The sequence below is a fragment of the Nitrosomonas sp. genome (assembly GCA_016703745.1).
Classification (GTDB): domain Bacteria; phylum Pseudomonadota; class Gammaproteobacteria; order Burkholderiales; family Nitrosomonadaceae; genus Nitrosomonas.
This window is the reverse complement of the sequence record JADJBK010000004.1, coordinates 73,173-98,165: the sequence shown is the minus strand read 5'-3', so window position 1 is coordinate 98,165 and position 24,993 is coordinate 73,173. Positions and strand designations below refer to the sequence as shown.

General features: G+C 47.3%; 25 protein-coding genes and 8 pseudogenes. 13 read left to right on the top strand and 20 right to left on the bottom strand.

The window, feature by feature from the left end:
* Positions 1 to 87 precede the first annotated feature (87 nt).
* From IPG31_00915 to IPG31_00885, 7 genes and pseudogenes are all read left to right on the top strand, one after another.
* On the top strand, positions 88 to 321 hold the full coding sequence (locus IPG31_00915) for a hypothetical protein (protein MBK6616976.1): 234 nt from the start codon (positions 88 to 90) through the stop codon (positions 319 to 321).
* A gap of 168 nt (positions 322 to 489) precedes the next feature.
* Complete coding sequence (locus IPG31_00910; protein ID MBK6616975.1) at positions 490 to 645, top strand: hypothetical protein; 156 nt, start codon at positions 490 to 492, stop codon at positions 643 to 645.
* 293 nt (positions 646 to 938) lie between these two features.
* Positions 939 to 1,216, top strand: a pseudogene (locus IPG31_00905) (hypothetical protein).
* Between the two features lie 27 nt (positions 1,217 to 1,243).
* Positions 1,244 to 2,225 (top strand): annotated as a pseudogene (locus IPG31_00900) (quinone-dependent dihydroorotate dehydrogenase).
* A 31-nt stretch (positions 2,226 to 2,256) separates the two neighbouring features.
* Complete coding sequence (locus tag IPG31_00895; protein MBK6616974.1) at positions 2,257 to 3,006, top strand: RnfABCDGE type electron transport complex subunit B; 750 nt, start codon at positions 2,257 to 2,259, stop codon at positions 3,004 to 3,006.
* Positions 2,939 to 3,560 (top strand): annotated as a pseudogene (gene nth, locus IPG31_00890) (endonuclease III). The gene IPG31_00895 and the pseudogene nth overlap by 68 nt, the downstream one beginning before the upstream one ends.
* 39 nt (positions 3,561 to 3,599) lie before the next feature.
* Positions 3,600 to 4,035: pseudogene (locus tag IPG31_00885) on the top strand (DUF1841 family protein).
* Between the two features lie 106 nt (positions 4,036 to 4,141).
* On the opposite strand, the gene IPG31_00880 reads toward IPG31_00885, so the two are convergent.
* The 10 genes and pseudogenes from IPG31_00880 to IPG31_00835 all read right to left on the bottom strand — a co-directional run bounded on the left by IPG31_00880 (position 4,142) and on the right by IPG31_00835 (position 11,607).
* Positions 4,142 to 5,326, bottom strand: a complete 1,185-nt coding sequence (locus IPG31_00880; protein ID MBK6616973.1) for a transporter — start codon at positions 5,324 to 5,326, stop codon at positions 4,142 to 4,144.
* A 313-nt stretch (positions 5,327 to 5,639) separates the two neighbouring features.
* Complete coding sequence (locus IPG31_00875) at positions 5,640 to 6,113, bottom strand: hypothetical protein (GenBank protein ID MBK6616972.1); 474 nt, start codon at positions 6,111 to 6,113, stop codon at positions 5,640 to 5,642.
* A 36-nt stretch (positions 6,114 to 6,149) separates the two neighbouring features.
* A pseudogene (locus IPG31_00870) lies at positions 6,150 to 6,852 on the bottom strand (C39 family peptidase).
* A 7-nt stretch (positions 6,853 to 6,859) separates the two neighbouring features.
* The gene (locus IPG31_00865) at positions 6,860 to 7,093 is read right to left on the bottom strand and encodes a hypothetical protein (GenBank protein MBK6616971.1); all 234 of its coding nucleotides are present in this window, start codon (positions 7,091 to 7,093) and stop codon (positions 6,860 to 6,862) included.
* The gene (locus tag IPG31_00860; GenBank protein ID MBK6616970.1) at positions 7,053 to 7,232 is read right to left on the bottom strand and encodes a hypothetical protein; all 180 of its coding nucleotides are present in this window, start codon (positions 7,230 to 7,232) and stop codon (positions 7,053 to 7,055) included. Before IPG31_00860 ends, IPG31_00865 begins: the two co-directional genes overlap by 41 nt.
* Positions 7,233 to 7,353: 121 nt before the next feature.
* Positions 7,354 to 8,355 (bottom strand): hypothetical protein, encoded by a 1,002-nt coding sequence (locus tag IPG31_00855; protein ID MBK6616969.1) that lies wholly within the window; start codon positions 8,353 to 8,355, stop codon positions 7,354 to 7,356.
* Between the two features lie 45 nt (positions 8,356 to 8,400).
* A complete protein-coding gene (locus IPG31_00850) occupies positions 8,401 to 9,408 on the bottom strand; it encodes a hypothetical protein (GenBank protein MBK6616968.1) in 1,008 nt (335 codons plus the stop codon).
* A 331-nt stretch (positions 9,409 to 9,739) separates the two neighbouring features.
* Positions 9,740 to 10,375 (bottom strand): annotated as a pseudogene (locus tag IPG31_00845) (response regulator transcription factor).
* A gap of 16 nt (positions 10,376 to 10,391) precedes the next feature.
* Positions 10,392 to 11,333, bottom strand: a complete 942-nt coding sequence (locus tag IPG31_00840) for a PAS domain-containing protein (protein ID MBK6616967.1) — start codon at positions 11,331 to 11,333, stop codon at positions 10,392 to 10,394.
* Positions 11,275 to 11,607 (bottom strand): PAS domain-containing protein, encoded by a 333-nt coding sequence (locus IPG31_00835; protein ID MBK6616966.1) that lies wholly within the window; start codon positions 11,605 to 11,607, stop codon positions 11,275 to 11,277. Before IPG31_00835 ends, IPG31_00840 begins: the two co-directional genes overlap by 59 nt.
* 115 nt (positions 11,608 to 11,722) lie before the next feature.
* Here IPG31_00835 and IPG31_00830 point away from each other — a divergent pair, with 115 nt between their 5' ends.
* A complete protein-coding gene (locus IPG31_00830; protein MBK6616965.1) occupies positions 11,723 to 12,676 on the top strand; it encodes an IS5 family transposase in 954 nt (317 codons plus the stop codon).
* A gap of 152 nt (positions 12,677 to 12,828) precedes the next feature.
* Here the strand turns inward: IPG31_00830 and IPG31_00825 are convergent, their stop codons facing one another.
* Positions 12,829 to 13,020 carry a transcriptional regulator gene (locus tag IPG31_00825; GenBank protein MBK6616964.1) on the bottom strand — a complete coding sequence of 64 codons (192 nt, stop codon included), beginning with the start codon at positions 13,018 to 13,020 and terminating at the stop codon, positions 12,829 to 12,831.
* A 168-nt stretch (positions 13,021 to 13,188) separates the two neighbouring features.
* Between IPG31_00825 and dcm the strand changes: the two genes are divergently transcribed.
* Together dcm and vsr are read left to right on the top strand one after the other, a co-directional pair.
* Positions 13,189 to 14,532, top strand: coding sequence for a DNA (cytosine-5-)-methyltransferase (gene dcm / locus IPG31_00820; protein MBK6616963.1), 1,344 nt, complete (start codon positions 13,189 to 13,191; stop codon positions 14,530 to 14,532).
* Between the two features lies 1 nt (position 14,533).
* Positions 14,534 to 14,998 (top strand): DNA mismatch endonuclease Vsr, encoded by a 465-nt coding sequence (gene vsr, locus IPG31_00815; protein ID MBK6616962.1) that lies wholly within the window; start codon positions 14,534 to 14,536, stop codon positions 14,996 to 14,998.
* A 35-nt stretch (positions 14,999 to 15,033) separates the two neighbouring features.
* Here vsr and IPG31_00810 read toward each other — a convergent pair whose 3' ends face one another.
* The 4 genes and pseudogenes from IPG31_00810 to IPG31_00795 form a co-directional block, all read right to left on the bottom strand.
* Entirely contained in the window at positions 15,034 to 15,183 is a 150-nt protein-coding gene (locus tag IPG31_00810; protein MBK6616961.1) for an IS3 family transposase, read from the bottom strand.
* A gap of 57 nt (positions 15,184 to 15,240) precedes the next feature.
* Positions 15,241 to 15,486: pseudogene (locus IPG31_00805) on the bottom strand (transposase).
* The gene (locus IPG31_00800; GenBank protein MBK6616960.1) at positions 15,453 to 16,079 is read right to left on the bottom strand and encodes an IS3 family transposase; all 627 of its coding nucleotides are present in this window, start codon (positions 16,077 to 16,079) and stop codon (positions 15,453 to 15,455) included. The pseudogene IPG31_00805 and the gene IPG31_00800 overlap by 34 nt, the downstream one beginning before the upstream one ends.
* Positions 16,039 to 16,338: a transposase gene (locus tag IPG31_00795; protein ID MBK6616959.1), complete on the bottom strand. Its 300-nt coding sequence runs from the start codon at positions 16,336 to 16,338 to the stop codon at positions 16,039 to 16,041. Before IPG31_00795 ends, IPG31_00800 begins: the two co-directional genes overlap by 41 nt.
* 75 nt (positions 16,339 to 16,413) lie before the next feature.
* On the opposite strand from IPG31_00795, the pseudogene IPG31_00790 reads away from it, so the two are divergent.
* Both IPG31_00790 and IPG31_00785 read left to right on the top strand, forming a co-directional pair.
* A pseudogene (locus tag IPG31_00790) lies at positions 16,414 to 17,140 on the top strand (IS5 family transposase).
* 223 nt (positions 17,141 to 17,363) lie between these two features.
* Complete coding sequence (locus IPG31_00785) at positions 17,364 to 19,478, top strand: AIPR family protein (GenBank protein MBK6616958.1); 2,115 nt, start codon at positions 17,364 to 17,366, stop codon at positions 19,476 to 19,478.
* A gap of 15 nt (positions 19,479 to 19,493) precedes the next feature.
* Here the strand turns inward: IPG31_00785 and IPG31_00780 are convergent, their stop codons facing one another.
* Positions 19,494 to 19,937: a restriction endonuclease gene (locus IPG31_00780; GenBank protein ID MBK6616957.1), complete on the bottom strand. Its 444-nt coding sequence runs from the start codon at positions 19,935 to 19,937 to the stop codon at positions 19,494 to 19,496.
* Positions 19,934 to 21,604, bottom strand: a complete 1,671-nt coding sequence (locus tag IPG31_00775; GenBank protein ID MBK6616956.1) for a DEAD/DEAH box helicase — start codon at positions 21,602 to 21,604, stop codon at positions 19,934 to 19,936. The genes IPG31_00780 and IPG31_00775 overlap by 4 nt, the downstream gene beginning before the upstream one ends.
* Here IPG31_00775 and IPG31_00770 point away from each other — a divergent pair.
* Complete coding sequence (locus IPG31_00770) at positions 21,557 to 21,760, top strand: hypothetical protein (GenBank protein MBK6616955.1); 204 nt, start codon at positions 21,557 to 21,559, stop codon at positions 21,758 to 21,760. The genes IPG31_00775 and IPG31_00770 overlap by 48 nt on opposite strands.
* On the opposite strand, the gene IPG31_00765 is transcribed toward IPG31_00770, so the two are convergent.
* The 3 genes from IPG31_00765 to IPG31_00755 all read right to left on the bottom strand — a co-directional run bounded on the left by IPG31_00765 (position 21,747) and on the right by IPG31_00755 (position 24,897).
* A complete protein-coding gene (locus tag IPG31_00765) occupies positions 21,747 to 22,586 on the bottom strand; it encodes an HNH endonuclease (GenBank protein MBK6616954.1) in 840 nt (279 codons plus the stop codon). The genes IPG31_00770 and IPG31_00765 overlap by 14 nt on opposite strands.
* 1 nt (position 22,587) lies before the next feature.
* On the bottom strand, positions 22,588 to 24,216 hold the full coding sequence (locus IPG31_00760; protein MBK6616953.1) for an ATP-binding protein: 1,629 nt from the start codon (positions 24,214 to 24,216) through the stop codon (positions 22,588 to 22,590).
* A 180-nt stretch (positions 24,217 to 24,396) separates the two neighbouring features.
* Positions 24,397 to 24,897, bottom strand: a complete 501-nt coding sequence (locus IPG31_00755; GenBank protein ID MBK6616952.1) for a hypothetical protein — start codon at positions 24,895 to 24,897, stop codon at positions 24,397 to 24,399.
* Positions 24,898 to 24,993 lie beyond the last annotated feature (96 nt).

Genomic DNA, 24,993 nt, shown 5'->3' with positions numbered 1-24,993 from the left:
AGCCGGACATCCCAATCAAACAACACACTGCGGATACCTACGATCAACTCCTCAGCGGAAACTGGGCAACACAAGGAGGGCCAACTCATGTCTGAATCGCTCCCCACTGATGCTCAAGGAACTCAGACTCCCCTGCCTTTGGCCAGCATTACCGGCACTTCCAGGATCAAAGCCGCAGCACACGCCTGGGCTACACCCACATCTCACGCCGCCCTGTGCGAACAGGAAGTCGCCCAGCAAAGCTTCCAAAGCAGAATCAGAAACTGGACGCGATGGAAGCCAGACTACCGCGCGGCAAAAGCGATGCCACTCTGGCTCTGACCGAACTGGCCTCAAGCCGCTCAGAGAAAAATCATCGCGCTGCGCGACAGGCTACCTACTGAGGCGAGCCAGGCGACAATGTGTTGCTGATCGGATCTCCGGTGTCGGCAACTGCCATGTGGCGGCAGCATTGGGGTTGCATTTGATTGAACAAGGCATCCGCGTCAAGTGGATATCGGCTACCGCACTGCGTTCAACTCCTGCAGTAAGCCGAAAGAACTGGACTTGATGTCCGCCATGACGCGGCTGGATAAATACCGTGTACTGATCGTTGATGATATCGGCTATGTCAAAAAGACCGATTCGAACACAAGTATTGTTTGACTTCATTGCCCATCGCTGAAAGCGGAAGTCTCATCATTACTTCAAACCAGCCTTTAGCCAGTGGGATCAAATCTTTCTTACTACACGATGACTGTTGCCGCCATCGACCGGATCATCCATCACGCAACTATCATCGAAATCGACAGTGAAAGTTACAGGAGGAAAAACCAGAAAAAAATCATGAAGTAGCTAATAAACTCAACCGGCCATCATAATTGTCTAAAGCGGCCAAGATAATTCACGCGGATATCATGCACAATATCGTGATTTCCTGCTAAAAGTAATGTCAATTCATGCGGTTACTTTTCATGAAAATAATCAACTTCGGATGGTCATTATCAATCGATCAGGTGCCAGATGGTTTGCTCATCGGTTTATACCTTCTTGATCCGGATATTAAAGCAATGCCAGTTACGGAACATTCAACATCCTCTGGCAGATCGAACAGTGTCGCAGCAAGCACCTGCCCTATCTTTATTTAGGTTACTGGATCGCAGATAATCGCAAAATGTGCTACAAGTCGAATTTCAGACCCTTACAAGTTTTCGTAGATAACCAGTGGCAAGAAAGCATGCTATTCCCCAAACAAACGGTCTCGATGCCCTATAACCTGCTGCGCCCACTCCTTTTCTGCTGGATCCCGACACCGCCCATACGGTAACGCTTCGGTCTCTCGATCTACTCCATCGTACAGGTTTAATGACCTGCCAACCCATTGCCTGCACGCCAATACAGGTAATGGGGTTATCCTTTCCCAATCCGGTGGGACTGGCGGCCGGTCTCGACAAAAACGGCGCTTACCTCGATGCACTTGCCGCGCTGGGTTTTGGTTTCATCGAAATTGGCACAGTCACACCCCGTCCCTGTCAGGCAATCCCCGACCACGATTATTCCGGATTCCTGAAGCACAGGCGATCATCAATCGTATGGGTTCAACAATGAAGGCGTGGACAGCCTCCTGATCAATGTTGCCAATGCTCGTTATCAGGGAATATTGGGCATTAATATCGGAAAAATGCGGATACTCCACTGGCAAGTGCCGTTGATGATTATCTGATCTGTCTGCGCAAGGTATACTCCATTGCCAGTTACATCACGATCAATATTTCATCACCCAACACCGTTGGACTCAGACAGCTGCAGCAAACAACAGAACTCGACAATCTGTTACAGGTGTTAAAAAAGAGCAAACTCGCTTAAGTGATCAGTACAGCCGCTATACGCCACTGGTAGTCAAAATTTCACCTGATCTGGAGTCACAACAAATTGAGCAGATCGCCCAGCTGCTTATCAAGTACCGCATGGATGGGGTTATCGCAACCAATACCACCCTTTCCCGGAATGAAGTGGAGAACCTTCCACACAGCAACGAAAGCGGCGGTTTAAGTGGTGCACCGCTTACAATACGCAGCCATGCCGTCATTCAACTACTCGATGAGTATCTGCAAGGAGCTATTCCCATTATTGGTGTCGGTGGCATCATGCAACCTGCCGACGCGCAATCAAGAATTATGGCAGGCGCCAGTCTCATCCAGCTTTACTCCGGCCTGATTTACCAGGGGACCCGATCTGGCAACTGAAACGATCCGAATATTGTGTGAGAAAACACTCATGGCTGACAAATCTACACTCATCAAGCAAATTGATGCAATTCTGCCGCAGATCCATTGTGGTCAGTGTGGTTATGACGGCTGCCAGCCTTACGCGGTGGCAATCGCCAACGGTCAGGCCAACATCAACCAATGCCCTCCAGGCGAGAATGCCGTAATTGAACAGCTTGCACGGCTGCTCAACCTTGCTTCCAAACCACTTGATACGACTTACGGTTACCCCAAACCGCGAGCGGTAGCTGTCATCGATGAAACTCAATGTATCGGCTGCACATTCTGTCTGCGCGCCTGCCCGGTGGATGCCATCGTGGGTGCGGCCAAACTGATGCATACTGTCATTACACAGGAATGCACCGGCTGCGAGCGCTGTCTTGCGCCTTGCCCCGTGGATTGCATCCACATGCAGGCTGTACCGGAACTTGTCGTCAACGAAAGTGAGGGACAGAAAACAGCGTACATGCAGCAAGCGCGGGAACGTTATCATTTTAGGAAACAAAGGCTTGCCAAAAATCAGCAAAAAAACCCAACCCGGAAATTAATCAAAGCCAGCAAATATTCTCTGGTGATATTTTCCAGCAACCAAACCGTCACACAAAACAAGCAACCATCGAGGCCACGATGGCTCGCGCTCATGCTAATCTCGCCACACCCACCGGCAAACCCTAGCAGCTTCTATTTTAGAAATGAATGCCTCCAAACGTCAACAAATCTTCACACGCTTTCGGGAAACCAATTCCGCCCCAACGACTGAACTCGAATATCAAACCACTTTTCAATTGCTGGTAGCCGTCATTCTCTCTGCTCAGGCGACTGATAAAAGCGTCAACCTGGCAACCAGAAAACTTTTGCGGTGGCTGACACCCCTGAGAAAATCCTGGCGCTCGGCGAAAGTGGCCTGAGTGAATATATCCAGCGTATCGGGTTGTATCGCACCAAAACCCGGAATATCCTTGCTACCTGTGTATTGTTACTAGAACACCATGCTGGTGAGGTTCCACGTACCCGTGAAACGCTGGAGCAATTGCCGGGAGTGGGACGAAAAACCGCCAATGTCATTTTAAATACGGCGTTTGGCGAACCCACCATTGCCGTGGATACCCATATTTTCCGCGTGGCCAACCGTACTGGTCTGGCGCCAGGAAAAAATGTGCTGGAAGTGGAGCAAAAACTTGTCAGGTGGTGCCGAAAGAATTCCTCCAGGATGCTCATCACTGGCTAATTCTTCATGGCCGTTATATCTGCAAGGCGAGAAAACCTGAATGCAATATTTGCCTGATTGTGGATTTATGCGAATTCAGGCATAAAAAAACTTACCCAAAGATAGGGAGCTCACCACGAATCAACATGTTTAATCCGAGCAGAGCCGAGGTCCGGCAATTTTTCTTTGATACCTGGCAAAAATATCAGCTCAGGCAGACTCTATCCAATATGGAGACCATTACGCTTGAAGTCATACTTCAGCACCCCGAATATCATCCCATCCTGAAAAACAGCGAACATTATCTGGAACAAAATTATCCACCCGGAGATGGGTACAACCAATCCTTTTTTGCACATGAGCATGCACGTTGCCATTCGTGAGCAACTGGCGATTGATCAACCTGTTGGCATTCGTACAAAATTTGCGCAACTTTGCAAATTGACAGGAGACGAACATGAAGCGGCACACCACACGATGGAGTGCCTTGCGGAAATGCTCTGGCAGTCACAACGCAATCAGAGCGCGCCTGATGCCGTTATTTATCTTGACTGCATGGATCGCTGGCTTCAGAAAAGGTGATGGCAAACACCACTAGAAAGTCATGGGCACTCTAAGGTTAAGTCTTGCGTCTTGGGCGTTGTCCGTCGCTCCGATACCCACAGACAGGTTGATATTCGTTCGCAAGTTATACCTGTATGAGTAGCCTAGCAAGAACTGCCCGATATCCAAGGCACTCCCCTCCAATTCTGTCACCAGCAACTCGAGTATTGAAAAAATGCTGGTGCGAATAACCTAAATTAAACGACGTGCGATTATTAACCGTAAACCCCATACCGAATGTAATCCCCACACCATCACCCGCATCAACCCTACCAAAGCTTTCTTTGGTTGACATCGTATAGGTATAACTCAGACTACCAAAAAACACTGCGGGATCAGTTGGATAAAGCGCAGTTATGCTTGGTTGGAAAGTAAAGAAACCCGACCCCGTAGGCACCTCCAACGGGAATCTAAATGAAAGAGGCTCAACGGGGTTATTAGGGTCGATCTGTGTTACATCTAAGGTTTTGAGTCTGAAAGGACTTTTACCCGTTGGCAGTGTTGTCAACAAATTACCAACCAGAATTGGCCAGCCCCCAGTACCCCTGGTCAATTGATAACGGGCTGCAAACTCGATATCACCCAGACCATGCCCATCAGCATTAAAGATTTGATCGTTCGCAACACCTGTACTAAAAGGCCGAGCTCGCTGGATATCCGCCCGATAGGCATAAGGAACCCCGGCTTCCACCTCCAACCGCTCGGTCAGGCCGTATCGTAAACCCAGGCTACCAAAAAAACTGTGCCGTTTTACCTGGCGAATATCAGTTAAGCCAATTACGATGGCTGGTAAAAAAGTGAATGCGTCTACAAAAACACGATTATCGTCAGAAAAAGCGTAACTTAAGGAGGGTTCAAGAACATACTTCCCTTTTTGGTTAAAACCCCCCACCGTCTCAGACAATCGAGGCATTTCTGGCGGCCTTTCCGGTTCCGCAGGTTTAGGTGGAGCCTGGCCAACTGGCCCAGAGGGTACCTGCGCGGCCACAGTTTTGGGCTTATCCTCTTTTGTACCGACAATAGGCGACTGTGGTGTGCCAGACTGTTTAGAAAGTTGCTCAAATTGTTTTTTTAGCCGTTCAAGCTCTTTCGTTTGCTCCCCCAGTACTTGACGTTGCTGCTCCAGTTTTTTCTCTTGCTCAAGCAAAAGCTGCCTATACTGCTCTATCGAAATTTGTTGATTCCCTTCTTGCGCACAAACCGTATTGATGAGAAAAAAAACAACTGACAAAAGAAAGGTATTTTGAGATTCTCCAAAATAAGCACTCATTGCTAATTTTGTTGCCAACGTTTTCATCATTGTAATTTTCTTTCATTTTGGTTCAGCAAAGTGATATCAAGAAGGCCAGCCATACAGCTATCATTATATGACCGCTATCTTCAAAAATAGCGATGATTATATGAACGGGGAAAGATTATTTAACTTGAGAAGATTATGGAATTAAACAATCTTCGTGGTTCTATTCAAGCGAATATGACAACTATCTATTAAAGCTAAAGACGCTATCGGCAAGAAGGGGCAAATGCCATGCATTGCCAGTGGAGTTTTATTATTCTGCGGTATCTTTACTCAAAAATCAGCATTACTGTAAATTTGGCATAATCAGATCAGTAATAACTGTACTAGACCTCAAGTCCAGATTCTGCAGATTACTTATTTCTATATTGAGCTCATTAATACTTTTAATCGACTGATTATCCAAACTATTTTGAATAATAGAACCGATAACTGATCCGACCAAATCTTGCCCCAAGTTTCCACTTCCATTTTGGATCAACACACCGTCTATCGGGAATTGTATAAATGAGGAAGCCGTTTCAATTCCATTCAGAAAAATCAGTCTTTCCAGACTTATATTAACAACCATTCCATTTGGCAGGGTAAAGCCGCCTCTTTGCTGGGCCAACTCATCATCAGTCGCGCGTATCAATTGGCTGTATGGGTCACTAAAAATATCGTCAGCATATCCAGCATCTGCCAGCGTATCTCGGGCAACAGCAAGATTTACCAAGAAAGTCAGCAACAACACCAACTGCAAAATTTTATGCTTGATCATATCGTTGCAAGTAAACATGCCAGACACCCAATATAGTTAAAAATCCAAAGGACCTGTCACCTGTCCGCGTATCAGCACGAAATATTCGCTTAAACTTAACTGGTCAACCGCACCCCTAACGGAGCCAAATGGGTATGCCATTCTTCTTGCTTGCGAGATGCTTCTGTCTGAATACCACCGTTATCATGGACCATAAATAAAATACGCTCACCCCACATCTTTTCAAATTCATCGCGAGGAATAATTTTGACACCTACCGCAGGATCACCAACCAGGACTTTTTGCTCGGTTACACCCTTGATAATAACGAAATGTAAATAGCCATTAAGATCAATAATTGTAATTGCCGGACTATTGAATTCGCGCAATTTATCCAGGTTTATCTTAAATCCATCCGAACCGTAACCATGCCGCCCCAGATAGTTTTTCATATCGAGCATTGAAAAACCTTGATCCTTAATTTTTCCTGATCGCCATGCTCATACATTTCTAGAAATACGGTCTTTTCGCTCACCACATTACCGTAATGAAACGTGAGCAGACTAGCCAACGCTGCAGAGCCGCAACTAAAATCAAATTCTTGTTTATAAACCGTATCAAACTTCATCTCGGCAAAACTTTTTGTCGAGACAAGATAATTCCCACCTCCCGCCATTCCATTCAGATCCAGCGCAACGAGATGGCTACTCACCAACATCGTCATAGCGGTCAAAAACAATTTATGCAAGAAGTTTTTCATAACAAAATCAATTCACTATGGTGACATTTACAATGGTTGAATCTTGAATAACCACATTGTTACCACTATTTTGAATAACCGAAAACATGCCGTTGGCTCCAGAAAAAGCGCTGGTATCAATTATGTTTGTGCCGGTGACATTGTTAGTTGCCGTGTTACCCGTCAATGTTGCCTTAACATTCATAGTATTCAGCACGGTGCTATCCACTCCCACCCATTCCTCGTACCTCGTCAAGTTCATCCAGCGAAACAATCCCAGTTGAAGGAAAGCCCGCAGTTATCGAATCATTTGCAAGCTGATCGGAAGAAGCATTAACGGTACAAACAGGCAATATCAGGGCAAAGAGAAAAGACACATTACCTTTTAATATTGGCTTCATTCTGTTCTCCAGAGTTTATAACTTCGTTATTTGGTGGAAGTTGCCGACAGGACCACCTTCCCCATCGGCAACTCTTCACTGACTAAAGTTCAGCTAAACACCGAACGATTAGTGAACGAAATTACTGGTTAACATTCACGTTACCCTGAAAAGACACTTGTTGCTGTGTCAACGCATTGGCAGCATGATTTTGTACAACCTGGTTGATACCAGCAGCACCGTTGAATGCAGCGCTAATAGTATTGTCAGCAGCATAAGCAGCATCAGCTGAACCTGAAGCTACGGATACACCTGATCCCGCACCTTCGCCTGTTACCGCACCGCTCAAGTCTGAGTTATTGACTGAGTAGGTGGCAGAAGCATTGCCGGTTTGTGCTGCAGCAGACCCATTACCATTTGCCGCTGTTTGGCTGTTGTCGCTGTTATTGGTGTTATCAACAGAAGCGGTACTGCCATTGTTGGCGGCAGCACTGCCAGAACCAGCATCTGCAAAACTGTTATCGCTGTTATCACTGTTATCCACGGTAGCAGTGCTGCCGTTGTTGGCAGCGGCACTAGCTGAACCTGCATCTGCGGAACTGTTATCGCTGTTGTCGCTGTTGTCCACGGTAGCAGTGCTACCGTTGTTAGCGGCGGCGCTAGCTGAACCTGCATCTGCAAAGCTGTTGTCGGAACGATCAGAAGTAGCGGTACTGCTATTGTTGGCTGCAGCATCTACACCAGTAGCCGAGCTGTTGTCGCTGTTGTCGCTGTTGTCGCTGTTGTCGCTGTTGTCGCTGTTGTTACTGTTGTCAGTATGATCATCAGTAGTAGCCACTTGGCTGTTGTTGCTGTTGTCGCTGTTGTTGCTGTTGTCGCTGTTGTCGCTGTTGTTGCTGTTGTCGCTGTTGTCGCTGTTGTCAGTATGGTCATCCGTTGCATTCGCCACGCTGTTATTGGTATTGTCATATGCGGTTGAATATTCGTTCGCAGCAATGCCAGCACTGTTTTGATCACTGGTTGCAGTTGCAGTTTGATCGTTTACGGTTTCAGCGGTATTCGTCGGATTGGCCCAAGCGTTACCCGCAACACCAAAAGCAAGTACCATACTCGCAACCAACACTTTTTTATTAAATTGATTCATGTTTTTTCTCCTTGATTAGATATTTCTTAATATGCTCAACTCAGATTACTGAGCATTAACATTTACGTTGCCTTGGAAAGACACTTGTTGCTGTGTCAAGGCATTGGCGCCGTGATTTTGGACAACCTGGTTAATTCCAGCCGCCCCGTTAAAAGATTCCGAGATGGAATTGCTGGCTGTCAGAGTTGCAGCACCTTCTCCGTCACCAGAAGTGACAACTGCACCAACACCCGCTCCCGTCACCGTACCACTAAGCGCAGAGTTATTAACCGAATAGGTCGCGGTTGCATCACCATTTTTAGCCGCTGCCGACCCGGTTCCGTCTGCTGTTGTATAGCTGTTATCAGAGTTATCGGTGTTGTCTACTGTTGAAGTACTCTGATTATTGGCTGATGCCGAACCTTCCGATGCAGTTGCATAGCTGTTGTCGCTGTTGTCGCTGTTGTCTGCGGAGGAAGTGCTGTTATTGTTTGCGGACGCAGAACCTTCAGAAGCATCAGCATAACTGTTGTCACTGTTGTCACTGTTATCTGCTGTTGAAGTGCTCTGATTATTAGCTGATGCTGAGCCATCTGAACCAATTGCATAGCTGTTATCAGAACGATCAGAAGTAGCGGTACTACCATTATTAGCAGCAGCATCGTCTGCACTGGCAAAACTGTTGTCGCTATTGTTGCTGTTGTCGCTGTTATTACTGTTGTCACTGTTGTCACTGTTGTTGCTGTTGTTATCAGTGGTATTCAGCACGCTGTTATCACTGTTGTTGCTGTTATCGCTATTGTTGCTGTTGTCGCTGTTGTCGCTGTTGTCGCTGTTGTTGCTGTTGTTGCTGTTGTTATCAGTCGATGTTGTCTGACTGTTGTTTGTATTGTCATATGCTTCTGAAAATTCATTCGCTGCGATACCTGCTCCGCTCTGGTTGCTGTCCGCAGTCGCTGTTTGATTTCCGGCAACTTCAGTCGCTGTATTAGTCGGATTCGCCCAGGCACTGCCTGCAGCGCCAAAAGCAAGCACAATACTCGCCACCATAACTTTCTGTTTAAATTGACTCATTTTTAATTCCTCTTAAGTTGAGAATCATAGGTTTTGAATTACGAGGTTACAACCCAATCATTTGAATCGCAGTCGGGTTATGAAACATTATCCGGCCACAACAAGAAAAGGAAATAAGCAGATTATTTATTTTGATATAAAGAAATTCTTTAAATTAATTGTATGGAGCCCGTACTGACGCAGATATCGATAGCTGCAATGAAGGCACTGATGCAGAGGCAAGGGCAGACTGAGGGTCTAGCAAAAATTGACAGCTGGTAATTTTTCAGCAATATCTCCCAGAAACAGGAGTTCAGAAAAAATACGAATTAAAAAAACAAAAAAACTGTGGCTATACGCGGATTAACCCACAATCAATCGCCAGCCGTACGAGTTGAACAGTATTCTGAAGCCCCAGTTTTCTCATGATGCTGGCATGATGAACACCGACTGTCTTGGGGCTGATGGAAATGATTTCTGCAATTTGCAGGACTGAATTACCCTCAGCAAGCAGTGTAAATATCTGAAATTCTCTTTGTGAAAGAATATGCAGGGGATGCTTATCACCATCGCCCTGCATGCCGTCGTTCAGCATATTTGACGCTAGTTTGGCATCAATATATGGTTTTCCCTGGCTTATCCGGTTAACTGCTTCCAGCAACTGTTCAGGGGTACATTGTTTGGTAAGGTACCCTGTCGCCCCCATATCGAGCACCCGCTTTACCATAATCTCACTACTATGCATACTCAACGCAAGTATGTTCGCTGCCGGATTTTTTGATTTGATACGATGAATGGTTTCCAGACCACCAATACCCGGCATATTGATGTCGATAATCACCATGTCTGGTTGATATTCCTGATAAAGAACACAGCCGGTTTCACCATCGCCAGCCTCCGCCAACACCATAATCTCTTTAGTACTTTCGAGAAAGTAGCGATACCCGGCCCGCACGACAGGGTGATCATCTATCAGAACGAGGGTAATCAGCTTGGCACTCACGTCAGTTAACTGTGCGACTCAAGCGGTAATCTGACAGCAATCTGAACGCCGTTGCCGGGTGAACTTTGCAGCAAAATTCGCCACCGGCAGCAATAACTCTTTCACGCATGCCAAGCAATCCCAAACCTACAGATTTTTGCTCAATATCAAAGCCGATTCCATCATCCTCCACACTCAAAAGCAAAGTATCAGGGAGTATAGGCGAGTTCTTTTCTCGACCCAATTGCACCACCACCTTCCTGGCTCGCGCATGCTTGCAAACGTTATTGAACGCTTCCTGAATCAAACGATAGATTGTAATAGAAACTATTTTGTCAAATGCGCCTGCGCCACCAATACTGTCCGATATCATCAGCTCAAAATTGATATGTGGATGGTGTCTACACCAGTCATTCTGTAATTCACGAAGACTATCGACCAGCCCCAGCTTATCGAGCATTACTGGCCGCAATTCCTGCAACATGTCATGAACGACGCCATGCATGGTATTTGCAATTTCTTTAATCGACTGGACACGCTCATAAATGGCGGAATCCCGCTCAACGTGCCCAATAACCACCTGCAATTCAGCGCGTAATGCCGTTAGCCACTGACCTAACTCATCATGCAATTCTCGCGCAATATGATGACGCTCGTCTTCCTGAATCTCATAGAGTCGACGGGTCAGCAATCTGTTTTCTGCCAAAAGTCTATAGTTATCCTCAGATGTTCTAGCTATGTCTAAACTGGCCTCTGTCAGCCTGCTGATATCGCTGCTAACCCCAACCAAACCAGCGATCTGGCCACTATTATCATAAAAAGGAGCGAGCTCAGTCGAAAAATGAACCTGCTGTCCATTCTTTTGGGTAATGCTGTAACTTAAGTCGGTAACAGATTCACCAGAATCAAGCGTATAGCGATATTTTTCCTGGAGATTTGTCGCCAGACCGGGGGAACAATTCAAAAACTGTTTTACCTATCACCTCACTGATCGTTAATCCGACACTTCTGGCAAACGCGAGACTGACACTGGTATAGCGCAAATCCGTATCAAGATAGAAAATGGCAATCGGGATTTCTTTGAGTAGCGCATCTCGCTCAGCACGCAATCGCTCAGCGTTCAAATCGGCACTGCGCCGACCGGGATTTTCTCTTTTCTGGAAAAGACTATTCAGCAACTCGATCTTGATATTATTTTTGATGCTGCTGACTTTGCCAACATCTAGTTTGTAACTCATGATACCTCCTCGATCAATACCTGCCGGAACCTGGCGTTGTTGAATAAATCGAACTGTCGGTAAAAAGATGGCACATCTGGCATAATTCTGCAGGATTTCACCTGCAGAGAAGCCAATGCCTTATAAACACAACGAAAGTCGCCGTCATAAGATCGAAAAATCTCGTTATAAAGTGATGAACTGGCATGAGTATAACAACGGATTGCGGCGACGGGGTGATATCACGATTTGGTTTACGGAAGCGGCAATTGCTGAGTGGCGCCCCACCAGAACGGGAGCTCGCGGCAGGCCGCAGGAATATTCTAATCTCGCCATAGAAACAGCTCTATTTATCCGCCAGGTCTTCCATCTGCCCTTACGTCAAACCGAAGGTTTCATGAACTCGCTTGCCGGTATCATGAAAGTTGACATCACCATTCCTGACTTCAGTAGCCTGTCCAGGCGCAGCATTAAGTTACCTCAGCATACCCTAACCAAAGCGATGGAACCGGGTAGTCTTGTTATTGTTGATTCAACCGGTCTCAAGGTTTACGGCAAAGACGACTGGCACCAGGAAAAGCATGACGTTGCGGCCCGGCGCACTTGGCGTAAATTGCATCTTGCGGTCGATGAGAACCATCAATTGTTGGCGTGCGAACTGACCCCACCTGAAATAGGCGACCCCACTGCAATCCCGGATTTGCTTGCCCAAATTGATACGCCTTTTGATACCTTCATCGCCGATGGCGCCTATGATGGTGAACCGATTTCCCAGGCGGTTTTGAATCATCAACCTGATGCACAAGTGATCATTCCACCGCACAAGACTGCCGTCCGCTCCGCTACAGGCGACAGTCAGCGGGACGGTCATATCAGGGTAATTGAACAGCATGGCCGCATTGCTTGGCAAAAGAAGACAGGATATGGTTTGCGCAACTATGCCGAGCTTGCCGTGCAACGCTACAAGCGTATTTTTGGCAACGCCATGAAAGCGCGTGCACTCCCACAGCAAAAAACAGAAGCGTGGATTAGTGCGTCTGCACTCAACAGAATGGCCAATCTAGGCATGCCGGTGTCCGTAAAACTCTAACAATTAACGGCAGAACGGAGCCATTTGGCTCATTTTGATTTATTCAACAACGCCCTTCTAATGTTGGTGTGGTCGCAGCCATTTCATTGCTCCTTTGTGTGTTGCGGTGAGTGGTTCAAGCATTTCTACCAATCTGGCATTTATCCAGATCTTCACCGAAAAATTTCCCGGATCAACATCCATACAGTTTCCGGCATCGGACGAAACCCCTTGGAGTCGGTGGGGAGCAGCCAATTATCGAGTGCGCGTTTGCTTGTTCCGATACGGTCAGCGAAATTCTGTCGGGTCATGTTCAGTTGCCGCATCGCATCACGCAAAAAATCCTGTTGGGCTTGCTTGGCCATTTTTGTTCCAACTCCAATGCATATACTCAGTGAGTATTGTACTCGCTGAGTAGTGCAGAGGCCATTAAAAATACAGGGGGTGATGCTGGTTATGAGACACCTGAGCCTCGACTTACTGGGTCAAATGAGTGACAATTAGTCACACATTTGACCCTGCGATATAATCACATGAAAGCTGAACACGAAGACTTGGATCTCATTAAAAGTCTCGCAGAAATTTATGATCAGAAATACCTTGGTGAGTATTTGAACAAAGTCTCACCGGGTCAATGGTGCAGGGAAACTGTCAACCGCTGGCTAAAGGGAAAAGCTTCGCCAAGACTCAGCCACCGTGAGTATGAAGCTTTGCGCAAACTCGCACCGTCCCCGCCCCGCAATCATCCCGACTATGAATTCGACTTCATCGACCTATTTGCAGGAATTGGCGGCATAAGGAGAGGATTTGAACTTGCTGGTGGCAGATGTGTTTTTACTAGTGAATGGAACAAGTATGCTATCAGAACATACAAGGGCAATTACTTTGCAGATCCGGAGAATCATAAATTTAATGACGATATCCGCAAAGTTACTCTGAGTGACCAAGAAGGTATTTCTGCAAAAGATGTGGCGGCAAACATTCACAAACTCGTTCCAGACCATGATATCTTATTAGCAGGCTTTCCATGCCAACCCTTTTCTATAGCAGGGGTATCCAAGAAAAATGCTCTAGGCCGCGCTCATGGGTTTGAATGCGAAACCCAAGGTACTCTCTTCTTTGATGTGGCTCGTATTCTGGAAGTTAAAAGGCCTGCAGCTTTCCTATTAGAAAATGTTAAGAACCTAAAGAGCCATGATAAGGGAAAAACATTCAAAGTTATTATGGAGACTTTGAACGAATTAGGTTATTGGGTTGCTGACGCTGATGCAAAAGGACCAGCCGATCCAAAAATTATTGATGCCCAACATTTTTTACCTCAACACAGAGAGCGGATCGTTTTGGTAGGTTTTAAGCGTGACCTCAAAGTGCACGATGGCTTTTCCCTTAAAGGCATAAGTAAGTACTACCCGAAAAAGAAGCCTGTATTGGGTGATATTCTTGAAAAAACAGTTGATGAAAAATACATACTCACTCCGAAACTTTGGGAATATTTGTTTAACTATGCAATCAAGCACAAAGCAAAAGGTAACGGTTTCGGCTACGGCTTAGTGACTGAAAACCATGTAACCCGAACTCTTTCAGCAAGATATTACAAAGATGGTTCTGAGATTCTGATTGATCGTGGTTTTAACCCAAATAGAGATTTCTATAGCTTAGCAAACCAAAAAAACAGACCTCGACGCCTCACCCCCCTAGAATGTTCAAGGCTAATGGGGTATGAAGAACCCGGGAAATCAACTTTCAAGATCCCGGTTTCAGACATGCAAGCATATAAACAATTTGGCAACTCCGTTGCTGTGCCTGTTTTTTCAGCCGTTGCAAAACTGATGAAACCAAGAATCAAGGAAGCCATTCTTCTGAAGAAGAAAAAGTGACATGACTGACGTACACAGTCCTGCTGTGCGCTCAAAGAATATGCGAGCGATACGATCAACAAACACAAAGCCAGAATTGAAAATTCGGTCCGCACTACATGGACGTGGCTTTCGTTATCGTTTAAATTATTCAGGTCTTCCAGGAAAACCTGATTTGGTACTGAAAAAATATAGGGCTGCAATATTCGTACATGGTTGTTTTTGGCATCAACATAGTTGCGAACTATTTAAGTGGCCTGCATCAAACCGTGAATTTTGGAAAGCCAAACTGACGCAAAACCATATCAGAGACTTGTCCAACGAAGCTAAACTCGCAGGGCTAGGTTGGCGCACCGCAACCATAAGGGAGTGTTCCCTCAAAGGAAGCAATAGAAAATCACTTGATGAAATAGTAGAGACGATTGCTAATTGGCTGATTAGCATGAATTGTCATCCCTTGGAAATTCAAGGGAACAAGAGTAAATGAAATTGTGTAATGATCAAGTAAAACCGGACACTTTTTTAAGCAGCCTTTCTATGAAATATACGTTCAAATTCTAACGGCGATTCGTAGCCTAATTTTGAGTGTGTACGTTTTCCGTTGTAGAAAGCCAAATAATCAATAATACTCAGCTTTGCTTCTTCCTTGGTTCTGAATTTTTCGTAATTCAATTGTTCATATTTAAGACTACGAAAGAACCGTTCTGTCGGAGAATTGACGCTCCTATGTCAAGTAATTGTGGCCGCATCTGACAAATCTGCGAGAATAAGCGGATACAGTTCACGAATAATGTACCGTTTCAGACAACGCTGAATTTCCTTATTTGACATCCCTTGAGCTATACGTCGTGTCACATAGGTTTGAGTTCTCGGCTCACTGCGCATGCGTACCATCGCGATAGTCCATAGCGCATTGTTTGCAGATCGATCACCTCCTCGATTTAATCGATGGCGGATAGTCTTTCCCGAAGACGCCAACAATTTCCTTTTCGGCTCATGCTCTGTTCCATTTGTATGATAGACAAATGTTCACGGTATTCATGGCTTGCATATTGGCTCCCCCGATCCGAGTGATGGAGCAAGCCAGGCTCCGGTTTTCTGCGCCAAAAGGCCATTTGTAGCGCATTCAAACACAATGTTGTTCGCATGTAGTCTGCAATAGCCCATCCCACGACTTGTCTGGAAAACAAATCAATGACTATCGCAACATAGAGCCAGCCTTCCAGCGTCCAAACATACGTGATATCCGTTGTCCAAACTTGATTAGGAGTAACGGCATCAAATTGCCGGTCAAGGCTATTAGCTGAAATCGCCTCGTTATGGTTGCTGTTAGTCGTCACTTTAAAGCGCTTGGGATATCGCGCTTTCAACCCCAGCCGAGTCATTAAGTGGCGAACTTGGTAATACCCCGACTTTATGCCAACTTTGCCTAACGCATCAGATAGCCGCCGATAGCCATAGATTTGCTTATTTTCATTAAAAATCTGGCGCGCCTTGGTCTCAAGCACTTCTTTTTCCCTAATCTTATCAGCATCTCCAGGTTTCTTGATCCATGCGTAACTGTTCATTTTCCCGGCGCAACCGAATCAATTCAGTTTGATCCGTCAGGTTTAAAATTGATTTTTTCTTTGATGATGACCTTGCAGGACTTCGCTCTGCCCTAGACCAACGCCCAATCGCGCTTAAGGAAATACCCAGATGATCCGCCGCTTGCTGATGGGTATAGCCCTCCTCATTAACTAATCTCGCTGCATCTTTCTTAAATTCTAGCGTGTATTTCGGAATCAATCGTTTTGTTTGTGCATTCATGTTCACCTCTAATGACATTATAAATTTGCCTCTAGAAGCGTAGTCTTGAGATAAGAAATATGAGATCCTTTTAAGAAATTAAAAGGGGTTCGCATGACACAACCACATCGCAGGTATGATATTTCAGATAAGGTATGGTCGCTACTTGAGGAGCATTTACCAGGCAGAGAAGGGGCATGGGGAGGGATAGCCACAGATAATCGTCAGTTTATCAATGCTGTTTTCTGGATTATACGAACAGGAGCCCCATGGAGGGATTTGCCGCCGGACTACGGGGGTTGGAGTAATACCCACCGCCGCTTTATTCGCTGGCGTGACAAGGGTATCTGGGAAAAATTGCTGGAAATCCTGATTGATGATCCGGATTATGAATGGCTGATGATTGATGCCAGTCACTGCAAGGTTCACCCACATGCCAGCGGGGCCAGAGGTGGTAATCAGGATATGAATCGGACAAAAGGGGGCTCAACACCAGGACACATCTGGCCGTGGATGCGCATGGTATGCCGGTCAGAATCCTTGTTACACAAGGTACCACTGCTGATTACACGCAAGTTGGCCGCCTGATCGAAGGAATTGATGCAGATCATCTACTGGCAGATCGTGGCTATGACAGTAATGCCATTATTGAACAGGCGGAAAAACAGGTATGGAAGTTGTTATTCCTCCAAAGAAGAACCGGAAGACGCAAAGACATTATGATAAAGCGCTGTATAAACTTAGGCATCTTGTCGAAAATGCTTTTCTTCATCTCAAAAGGTGGCGTGGCATTGCTACAAGATACGCCAAAAGCACTTCTTCTTTCCTTGCCGCCGTATAAATTAGATGTATCGCCCTTTGGGCGGGTATCTTGTGACTACATTATCTAGAAGTGTCCTGTTGTATTAAACCATTTCATTGCTTGATCCGTAAATTGAAAGAACGCTTGAAATAACTATTAAGGGGTATTCATGCTATACGAGTTTACGGATGTAACTGACGGCGAGCTCACGGTCGAAAATGGGCAACTACCAGTTGAGACGGTCAAGGAAGGTCAGAAATCTTTGGATGAATTCGGGGATTTCAATCTGGAACTTCGGGACGAAGTTATTCAGGACGCAGCAGATAGTGGAATTAGTATTGACGATGCATTCTTCGAGCACATGGCTGCACGTTTGGAGGCAGCCGGTGAAATAGAGACAGCTGACCGTGCATCCTTCGAGGGAGTGATTAGTAACAAGAACATCAGGATTGATGGCAGTGGAGGAAATCCACTGGATTCAGATGGCGTGTTGAGCGTCATAATCTGCGATTTTCATGAGGAAAGCAGACCGGTCACGATCAATGCGCCAGATGCAAAGCGCATGTTTGGTCGCTTAGCAAACTTTCTAATATTCGCTCGCCAGGCAGAATTCCGTTCGAAGCTTCAGGAAGGCAGTTCGGGGGCTGGTCTTGCGGATACAATTGCCGCCACATGGAGTTCATTGTCAAAGATAAAACTACTTCTGATCACAAATGCCATCTACAGAGCGCGGACTGATGCCGTTTCGGCTGGGCAAATCGACAATATCCCAGTCACATATAACATTTGGGACCTGTCCCGCTTCCATCGTTACGAGACCTCCGCCCAAGCTCGGGAGGATTTGGTAATCGATTTTCGCCACAACTATGGTGGTGCCATCCCAGCCTTGGCCGCTTCTATGCTTTGTGGAGAGCTTGAGAGCTATCTTATGGTGATCCCGGGCCACCAATTGGCAGAAATCTACGACAAATGGGGCGCTCGGCTACTTGAGTCTAATGTCAGGAGCTTTCTCCAAGCAAAGGGCAAGGTAAACCAAGGCATCAGGGACACCATCAAGAACGAGCCCACCATGTTCTTTTCATACAACAATGGAGTGTCCGCGACTGCAGATAGGGTCGAAACAGAACCCTCACCTGAGGGCCTTAGGATCGTTTCAGCAAGCAACCTCCAGATTGTGAATGGGGGACAGACAACTGCGTCGATCCATGCGGCGAAGCGCTCATCGCCTGAAAGCCTCGCAAATGTTCATGTCCAAATGAAGCTCACAGTAGTTCCGCCAAAGCGATCAGATGAGGTCGTTCCAAAAATCTCCGAGTACGCGAATAGCCAAAACAAAGTAAGTGTTGCGGATTTCTTTTCAAATAATCCCTTCCACGTCCGAATCGAAGAGTATTCCCGCCGCATACTCGCGCCAGCTGCTGAGGGAACCAACCGCGAAACGAAATGGTTCTATGAACGCGCTCGCGGTCAATACCTTGTTGAGCGTGCCAAGCGATCGGATGCAGAACGACGCAGGTTTGACATGGAGTTTCCTAAGGCACATTTCTTCGCAAAGACAGATCTTGCCAAGGCTGAGTTTTCGTTTCGTTGCAGGCCGGATACTGTCAGCAAGGGCGCGCAAAAGAACTTTGGTGAGTTCTCAAAGGAGATCGGTGGCCTGTGGGCAAAGAAAGATGCTCGTTTTGATGAGACTTGGTATCGCCGTCTCATTGCCAAGTTAATTGTATTCCGACATCTGGAAAAAGTTGTTCCAAGGCAGGAATGGTATCCGGGGGGGTATCGCGCAAATATCGTCACCTATGCGATCGCTAAGCTTGTAGCAGATGTTGAAGAAATGAACCTTCTGATCGACCTTGATGATGTGTGGAGGCTGCAATCAGTTCCTGACGAACTTGAGTGCGCACTTTTAAAATCCGCTGAGGAGGCCGCAAAAATACTCTCCCAGCCAATCTTAAACATCAAAAACATATCTGAATGGGCTAAGAAACAGGCATGTTGGGAAAATTTGAGATGCAAGAAAATCGAATATGGAACTTTATTCATTCACAGTCTAGTGAAGCCCGAAGAAGCTAAGGCTGTAGAGCGAGATGGACGCAGAGATTCCGCAATAGTATCTGGTATCGAGGCGCAGTCAAAAGTGGTCTCATTGGGAGGAGATTATTGGGCGCGGCTTCGCGCTTGGGGTAACGCAAATATGAATTTCGCCCCAAAAGATGACGGAATCCTAAAGGTATGCGCGACAATACCCGGACGTCTGCCCACTGAAAAACAGTGCCTTGCAGCTCTCGGGAGTCTTGAAAGAGCAAGAGCTAACGGCTATCACGACGAAAATGAAGTTCCCAGAGTAAAGATCTCCGGATTAAATCGTCCACACTAATGAAACTCAAATCTTTCAGTGAACCCGCCGCCACCCCGAAGATATCTTGATCCGGAATACTGAATCTGGTTCTTTCGGCTCGGTAGAATCTGCCAACAGGTGTATGACCCTGATGGCGTAGCGGGCCTTCCCGTCTATCCGGGAGATTTCAAAGGTATCGCCCTCGCTCGCAAACATTTCCCGGAAATAGCGAGTCATGTAAGTGATGCGATACTCGTTTCGCGTCCCTTTTGGGTCATGCAGTTTGTTGTTGTAGTACACAAACCGGAACCGCCTCAGGCTCCCGACCTCATCAATACATTCGATCCACGCATCCGGATTTTTGATTGCGGGGTCGAGAAGAGGCAGGAATGAAAGCAGCTCTGCTTCCGATTTTGGTATGAGGATTCCACCTTGGTGGGCTCCGGTTGCACCCACATCGTTGGCGCTCAACGTCTTACTGAAGGTCTTCTTCGTCATTGTTTCCTCGGTGCAATTTCTAACGCCCGCTTAAGGTCGGTTGCATCCCGCGACGATACCGGAATGCTTTCATTAGCCAGTTCACTCTTCCACAGGGAACGCCCAATCATTACCTCTTCCACGGTATCTTTGTAGAAAAGGCGATAGATTGTAACCGGCTGCGTCTGGCCTCGACGGTGAGCTCTTGCACTTGCCTGAACCTCCAACGCCGGATTCCAGACAGGCGTGAAATGGATCACCGCTGTTGCTGCGGTAATGTTCACGCCGGCTCCAATAGCTTTGGGATTCAAGACCAAACATCCAGGCCCCTCATGAGCTGAAAACCCGTCAATGATTGGCTGACGCTCATCTTGCGGAGTCGAGCCATTAATTGCGCTCCAATAAGCGTCAGGAAAGCTGGAAAACGCTTCTCTCAGGAGATCGCCGATTCTGTTGAAGATCGCGAAAACGATGACCTTCCGTCCGTTGAAAAATGCCTCCTGGAGAAGTGCCACTGCCCGCTCCATCTTTGGGGTTATCAGGGGATAAGTGTTCGAGGGTACAACTCCCGCGTCATCTCCTTCCGGATCGATTTGGGCCTTGCGACGAAGCCAAGGGTGAGCGCAAACCAGTTGTAGCTGAAGAGTTGCCACCAACGCTCCTGCAACAGGGTACTCGGCCATAGTGGTTTCGCGGACTTGCAAATAGTGATCGGCAAGCTGTTCGTCCAGTTCAAGCGGAATATCGATGTCAATTCTTTCGGGCAAGTCACCGGCTACGTCGGCCACCCTTCGCTTGAGAATCACAGGATCTGTTAGCAGCCCGAGTTCCTGAGCCGCCTCAATGGTATCCGGATACTTAGCTTCAAACTCTTGTCGCGAACCCAGCAGATTCGGAATGGCAAAATCCGCCAGCGACCACAAATCTAGGAGACTGTTTTCAACAGGTGTGCCGGTCATCGGGACGGCTCGACGGCGCGGAATAGTCACAATGGACTGACGTCGGTTCGATTCTGGATTTTTGATTGCTTGGGCCTCGTCGCAGATTACCCAAGACCACTCGAACGAGGAGAAAATCGATATATCATTGACCATCGTGTCATATGTGGTAATTACAACACTTGCCTTTTGTAATTCCCGATAGATTCCAGCCCTATGTGGACCCCGGTGCACCATCACAGTCATGCCTTCTGCAAATCGCGTAAATTCCCGCGTCCAGTTGGCTATCAGACTTGTGGGGCAAACAATTAGGGCTGGGGCGTCTGCCTTTGGCGGGTCCATCAGCAACAACGCAATGACCTGTAAAGTCTTACCCAGTCCCATTTCATCGGCAAGTATCAGACCTCCCGTATGGCTGATGGTCTCCCACATCCATCGGACACCGCGCGCCTGATATGGAAAAAGGTTCGCGGTTAGTCCTGGTATGGCAATTTCTCCCTCAAGGTCGTCCGCGGCTATCCGTCCGGCCTTAAGGAATGCCTCGGCCGGCTCTGCCCGCATTTCGGCACCCACGTTTCGAATCAGGCTAATTGCGTCGCTGTAGGATAGATTGTCCGGGTCAGCCCCGCGCAACATCTCGACAAAAATTTTGGCTGCATCCCGTGGAAGCGGCCGGATTGTCGTTCCATCCACTACCCAGGCGTGCGAATTATCGGGAGCCTGGCAGATGTTTTGAACTCCCCTCAGCATACGGACACCTGCAAGGCGCGCTACGATACATTTGTCGATCCTGTCGATAACAATAACCGGGTCAATTACGCGCTCAGAGAGCGCGAATCCCTCGGGCAAGCACGACCGAAGTGCCTCGAAGGTCACCGGCAGACCAGGGAGATCATCCACGGCTAGCCTCTATCATTGCCCTGAGTTCCTCAATGCCAAACGGAACCGGACGCCTCGTATGGATTGCGCGGTGACAACTCGGGCAAAGCGGCACCAGATCAGTGCGAGGATCATAAGAACGAGGTGCAGCAAGTGATGCCAATGGTTCGAGGTGATGGACCTCGATGATCGACCCTGCCACACCATATTTCAGCAGCGGCGCTTCACCGCAGGCCGCACACTTTTCTCCATGTATGCGGATACAAAGCAGCCGGTTTCGCGGGTTACGTTCGCGGCGCTTCACGACTGACTGCAAAATGGCTCCTTCAAAGGCTGACTCCTCGCCATGCTCCGGCTCTTCGATGACATCGTACCCAATGAGCTCAGCCATGGCGGCCATCATCGGTACGATAACGTCGTGACAGATATCAATCAACGCGGCATCTTCGAGCGGCTTCACCTGATCACGGATCGTTGCCGTCATCTTGAATGTGCCATCTGCCACGTCCCAATCGAAAAGTCTTTGTTCGGGAAGGTCTTGTCCTGACACCTCGATTCGGATGTCTTCACGGATCGAAGCCACCAATGCACGGGCCAGTTGGACATCCTCAGGCGATGCATTTCGAATCTGTCCGAGAACAGCACCTGAATAATCTCCGAACGTGAGCTCGACCCGATGTCCTCTCAGTCCGTATGGGTGAATATCTGCAACGGGGCCGTGCCGTTCATCCAGATCGCTGAACCAGATTCGCAGGCCGGTCCGAAGACCGCTATGGTCAACCGTTGCGGCAATTGCTGCACCTGTTCCTTCCTCGAGCTCACGCAGAATCAGCTTTTTCTTCGCGGCGATCATCTCACTCGTTTTCTTCAGCGATCAACTCACCCGGTTCGGGATCCGAAATATTGCGTAGAAGCTTCCTGAGATTATTTGAAATCTCATTGCGTATGTCCTCGAAAATCGGCTCCATCTCCGGATTCGTATTGTTCTGCTCTGCAACGGCAAACGCCCACAAAAGCAGATCCATGCCCTCAACCGCAAAACCATTCCCCGCTGCCCGCTGGTAGATTTTCTGGTAGAAATCGTGATGCTTGTTCAACAACACTGCGGGTACATGGCCGCTGACCCCGGCGCTGCGGAAAGCCGGCTGCCACAACTCACCGGAGTTAATGCTTTCAACAGCCTCAACATAGACAGTATCGGCACCCACATTGCTCTCGACAGGTAGTTTGAGCCGGATCTTGGGACCCATGTTGTTAGCAACAATGGCAGTTTGCGTAATTGGATCTACCGAGGTCACCATGGGCTTACTCGCATTGCCTGTATCCGCAATATTTTTGTTAGCGCTGGTGTGGTCGATATTGTGGGTGTTTGCGTGTTCACGGTTCTGTCGGCGATACCGAATCCCCGCTTCACGATAGACAGGCTGAAGCAGCACACGTAGGCCGTCCTCAAGATCCGGATGGAAGAGAATGCGGGACTTCTTCACGTCAATCCGGAATGCATCGTCAAGCTCGTAGCCGAAGTCGAATTCGATACGCAGCAGGGATGTATGCGGCTCGGGTGCTCCGAATACCTCCATCCAGCTCCCGTCCTGAATCAGGCGCCCCTCGCGATAGACGTAAAATCCCTGTGCCCGGTTTGATATACGCGCATGCGTCTTTTCCTCTTCCTTAGTCATATCATTGCGGTGCGGCAGGATCCACGCCCGGATGTTTGCTGTTTCCTCCGAGCCATCCGGCAATTCTACAAGTAGCTTTTGTTTACTTTCAGAAAGAACCTGTGCGGAGCATGCTGGATAGAAGGGGTTCCATGGTTCGACAGGCATCTGGTTGATGACAATATCAATGTTGCGCTCACGCCCATCGGACTTATCGAGGAAACGGTGGTAGACCAATGAAATGTGCTTGGACAGACTTTCGGCAAGCCTGTTGATCGCACCTTTCTCTTGCGTGCCTCCGGCTACATAATCCTTGTTGAGGATTCTGTCGCATTTCTCCCAGACAACAAGAGTCCCCGTTTCACCGCACAACTCATCAAACATATCGCGCTCATCCTGGGTCACCGGCTCTTGAAGCATCTCCCACTGTTCTTCCTTGGCGACATGATCGAGATCCCAAGCAAGTTTTGCCAGTGCCTGATCAGGAGAGTTGCGTGAAATCAGGGTGTACTTGAGGCATACCGAACTTGATGCAGTTTTTAGTCCTAGACCAAATTTGCCAAGGCTTTCGGGATTTCCACGAACAGCTGCTCCATAACGCATGGCGCCAAAGATGCCTTTGGGATCCATGCCCTCTCCGTTATCACCAAAGTAGACCAATTTTCGTCCATCATTGCGCAGGATAATCTCAACATTAATCTTGTCCGCTTTTGCGGCAATGGAGTTATCGATGATGTCCGCAGCGGCGGTCTTGACGTTATACCCTGTGTCACGGAGACCGAATATTAGCCGGTGGGCATTGGGTTCATTGATTAAATCTGTCATTACGATATCACCATTGGCAAAGAGTGGTGCACAAAAGTTGGAGCTCGGCTAAGGCTTACAAACGCTATGCAATTATCTCTAAAATTCGGCCTCGCATCGAAGGGCTGAGATACCAAAAGTCTTTTAAAAACCACTTTCAATATGAAAGTACCGTCAATGTCGGTGCCAAAAGTGTCTATTTCAGACATTTTCAGGGTGAGTTGAGTCAAACCTGCTGATTGCAACAGGTTTGCGGGGTGCGCTGCTTAGCGGAGCCGTAATATCCTTTAACCGCCTATCATTTAAAAACCTTTGTGTTGTTGTAATAACCCACCCATTTTGATGAATGTTTTTCACCCCGTATTCTCTGGCAATTTCGACTGGAGCTTCAAGTGCCCGTTTTATCCCGCCGTTTGCATCGAACAGTATTATTACAAGGTAATGAAAATTCCATGAACGGATGACGTTTAATTGAGTTGTTGGCGTACCTTTAATTTTCCGAGACTTAACTTGATACAGTGTTCCATCTTCAGTTCTTATATCTGCACCAGCTCCGCATATTTCGATCAGGCTGCCGCCATAATACTGATGTGCGAGATATTCAGCATACTCGCCAACAATGTTGCCTGTTCTACCGAGCGCATTTGCTAGCTTGTTGGAATACTCATTGAATTGGAGCCATAAAACTTTGACTTCTTCCATACGCTTCCTTTTGAAACATCACGCCTGAGTTAGGTTACTTCTTACTGGATGGCACTGGCCCATTTTCATTTAAATAGCTGGAAAGCAGTAAATAGC

Bases quoted from the DNA above. Each gene is read 5' to 3' on its own strand.
- IPG31_00860 (MBK6616970.1), bottom strand. From the start codon at position 7,232: ATGAAGCCAATATTAAAAGGTAATGTGTCTTTTCTCTTTGCCCTGATA.
- IPG31_00895 (MBK6616974.1), top strand. From the start codon at position 2,257: ATGGCTGACAAATCTACACTCATCAAGCAAATTGATGCAATTCTGCCG.
- IPG31_00825 (MBK6616964.1), bottom strand. From the start codon at position 13,020: ATGGCCAAGCAAGCCCAACAGGATTTTTTGCGTGATGCGATGCGGCAA.
- IPG31_00760 (MBK6616953.1), bottom strand. From the start codon at position 24,216: ATGACAGATTTAATCAATGAACCCAATGCCCACCGGCTAATATTCGGT.
- vsr (MBK6616962.1), top strand. From the start codon at position 14,534: ATGACTGACGTACACAGTCCTGCTGTGCGCTCAAAGAATATGCGAGCG.
- IPG31_00755 (MBK6616952.1), bottom strand. From the start codon at position 24,897: ATGGAAGAAGTCAAAGTTTTATGGCTCCAATTCAATGAGTATTCCAAC.
- IPG31_00775 (MBK6616956.1), bottom strand. From the start codon at position 21,604: ATGCTGAGGGGAGTTCAAAACATCTGCCAGGCTCCCGATAATTCGCAC.
- IPG31_00880 (MBK6616973.1), bottom strand. From the start codon at position 5,326: ATGAGTGCTTATTTTGGAGAATCTCAAAATACCTTTCTTTTGTCAGTT.
- IPG31_00855 (MBK6616969.1), bottom strand. From the start codon at position 8,355: ATGAATCAATTTAATAAAAAAGTGTTGGTTGCGAGTATGGTACTTGCT.
- IPG31_00850 (MBK6616968.1), bottom strand. From the start codon at position 9,408: ATGAGTCAATTTAAACAGAAAGTTATGGTGGCGAGTATTGTGCTTGCT.
- IPG31_00865 (MBK6616971.1), bottom strand. From the start codon at position 7,093: ATGAACTTGACGAGGTACGAGGAATGGGTGGGAGTGGATAGCACCGTG.
- IPG31_00875 (MBK6616972.1), bottom strand. From the start codon at position 6,113: ATGATCAAGCATAAAATTTTGCAGTTGGTGTTGTTGCTGACTTTCTTG.
- IPG31_00800 (MBK6616960.1), bottom strand. From the start codon at position 16,079: ATGAACAGTTACGCATGGATCAAGAAACCTGGAGATGCTGATAAGATT.
- IPG31_00795 (MBK6616959.1), bottom strand. From the start codon at position 16,338: ATGTCATTAGAGGTGAACATGAATGCACAAACAAAACGATTGATTCCG.
- IPG31_00835 (MBK6616966.1), bottom strand. From the start codon at position 11,607: ATGAGTTACAAACTAGATGTTGGCAAAGTCAGCAGCATCAAAAATAAT.
- IPG31_00915 (MBK6616976.1), top strand. From the start codon at position 88: ATGTCTGAATCGCTCCCCACTGATGCTCAAGGAACTCAGACTCCCCTG.
- dcm (MBK6616963.1), top strand. From the start codon at position 13,189: ATGAAAGCTGAACACGAAGACTTGGATCTCATTAAAAGTCTCGCAGAA.
- IPG31_00780 (MBK6616957.1), bottom strand. From the start codon at position 19,937: ATGACGAAGAAGACCTTCAGTAAGACGTTGAGCGCCAACGATGTGGGT.
- IPG31_00830 (MBK6616965.1), top strand. From the start codon at position 11,723: ATGCCTTATAAACACAACGAAAGTCGCCGTCATAAGATCGAAAAATCT.
- IPG31_00765 (MBK6616954.1), bottom strand. From the start codon at position 22,586: ATGATCGCCGCGAAGAAAAAGCTGATTCTGCGTGAGCTCGAGGAAGGA.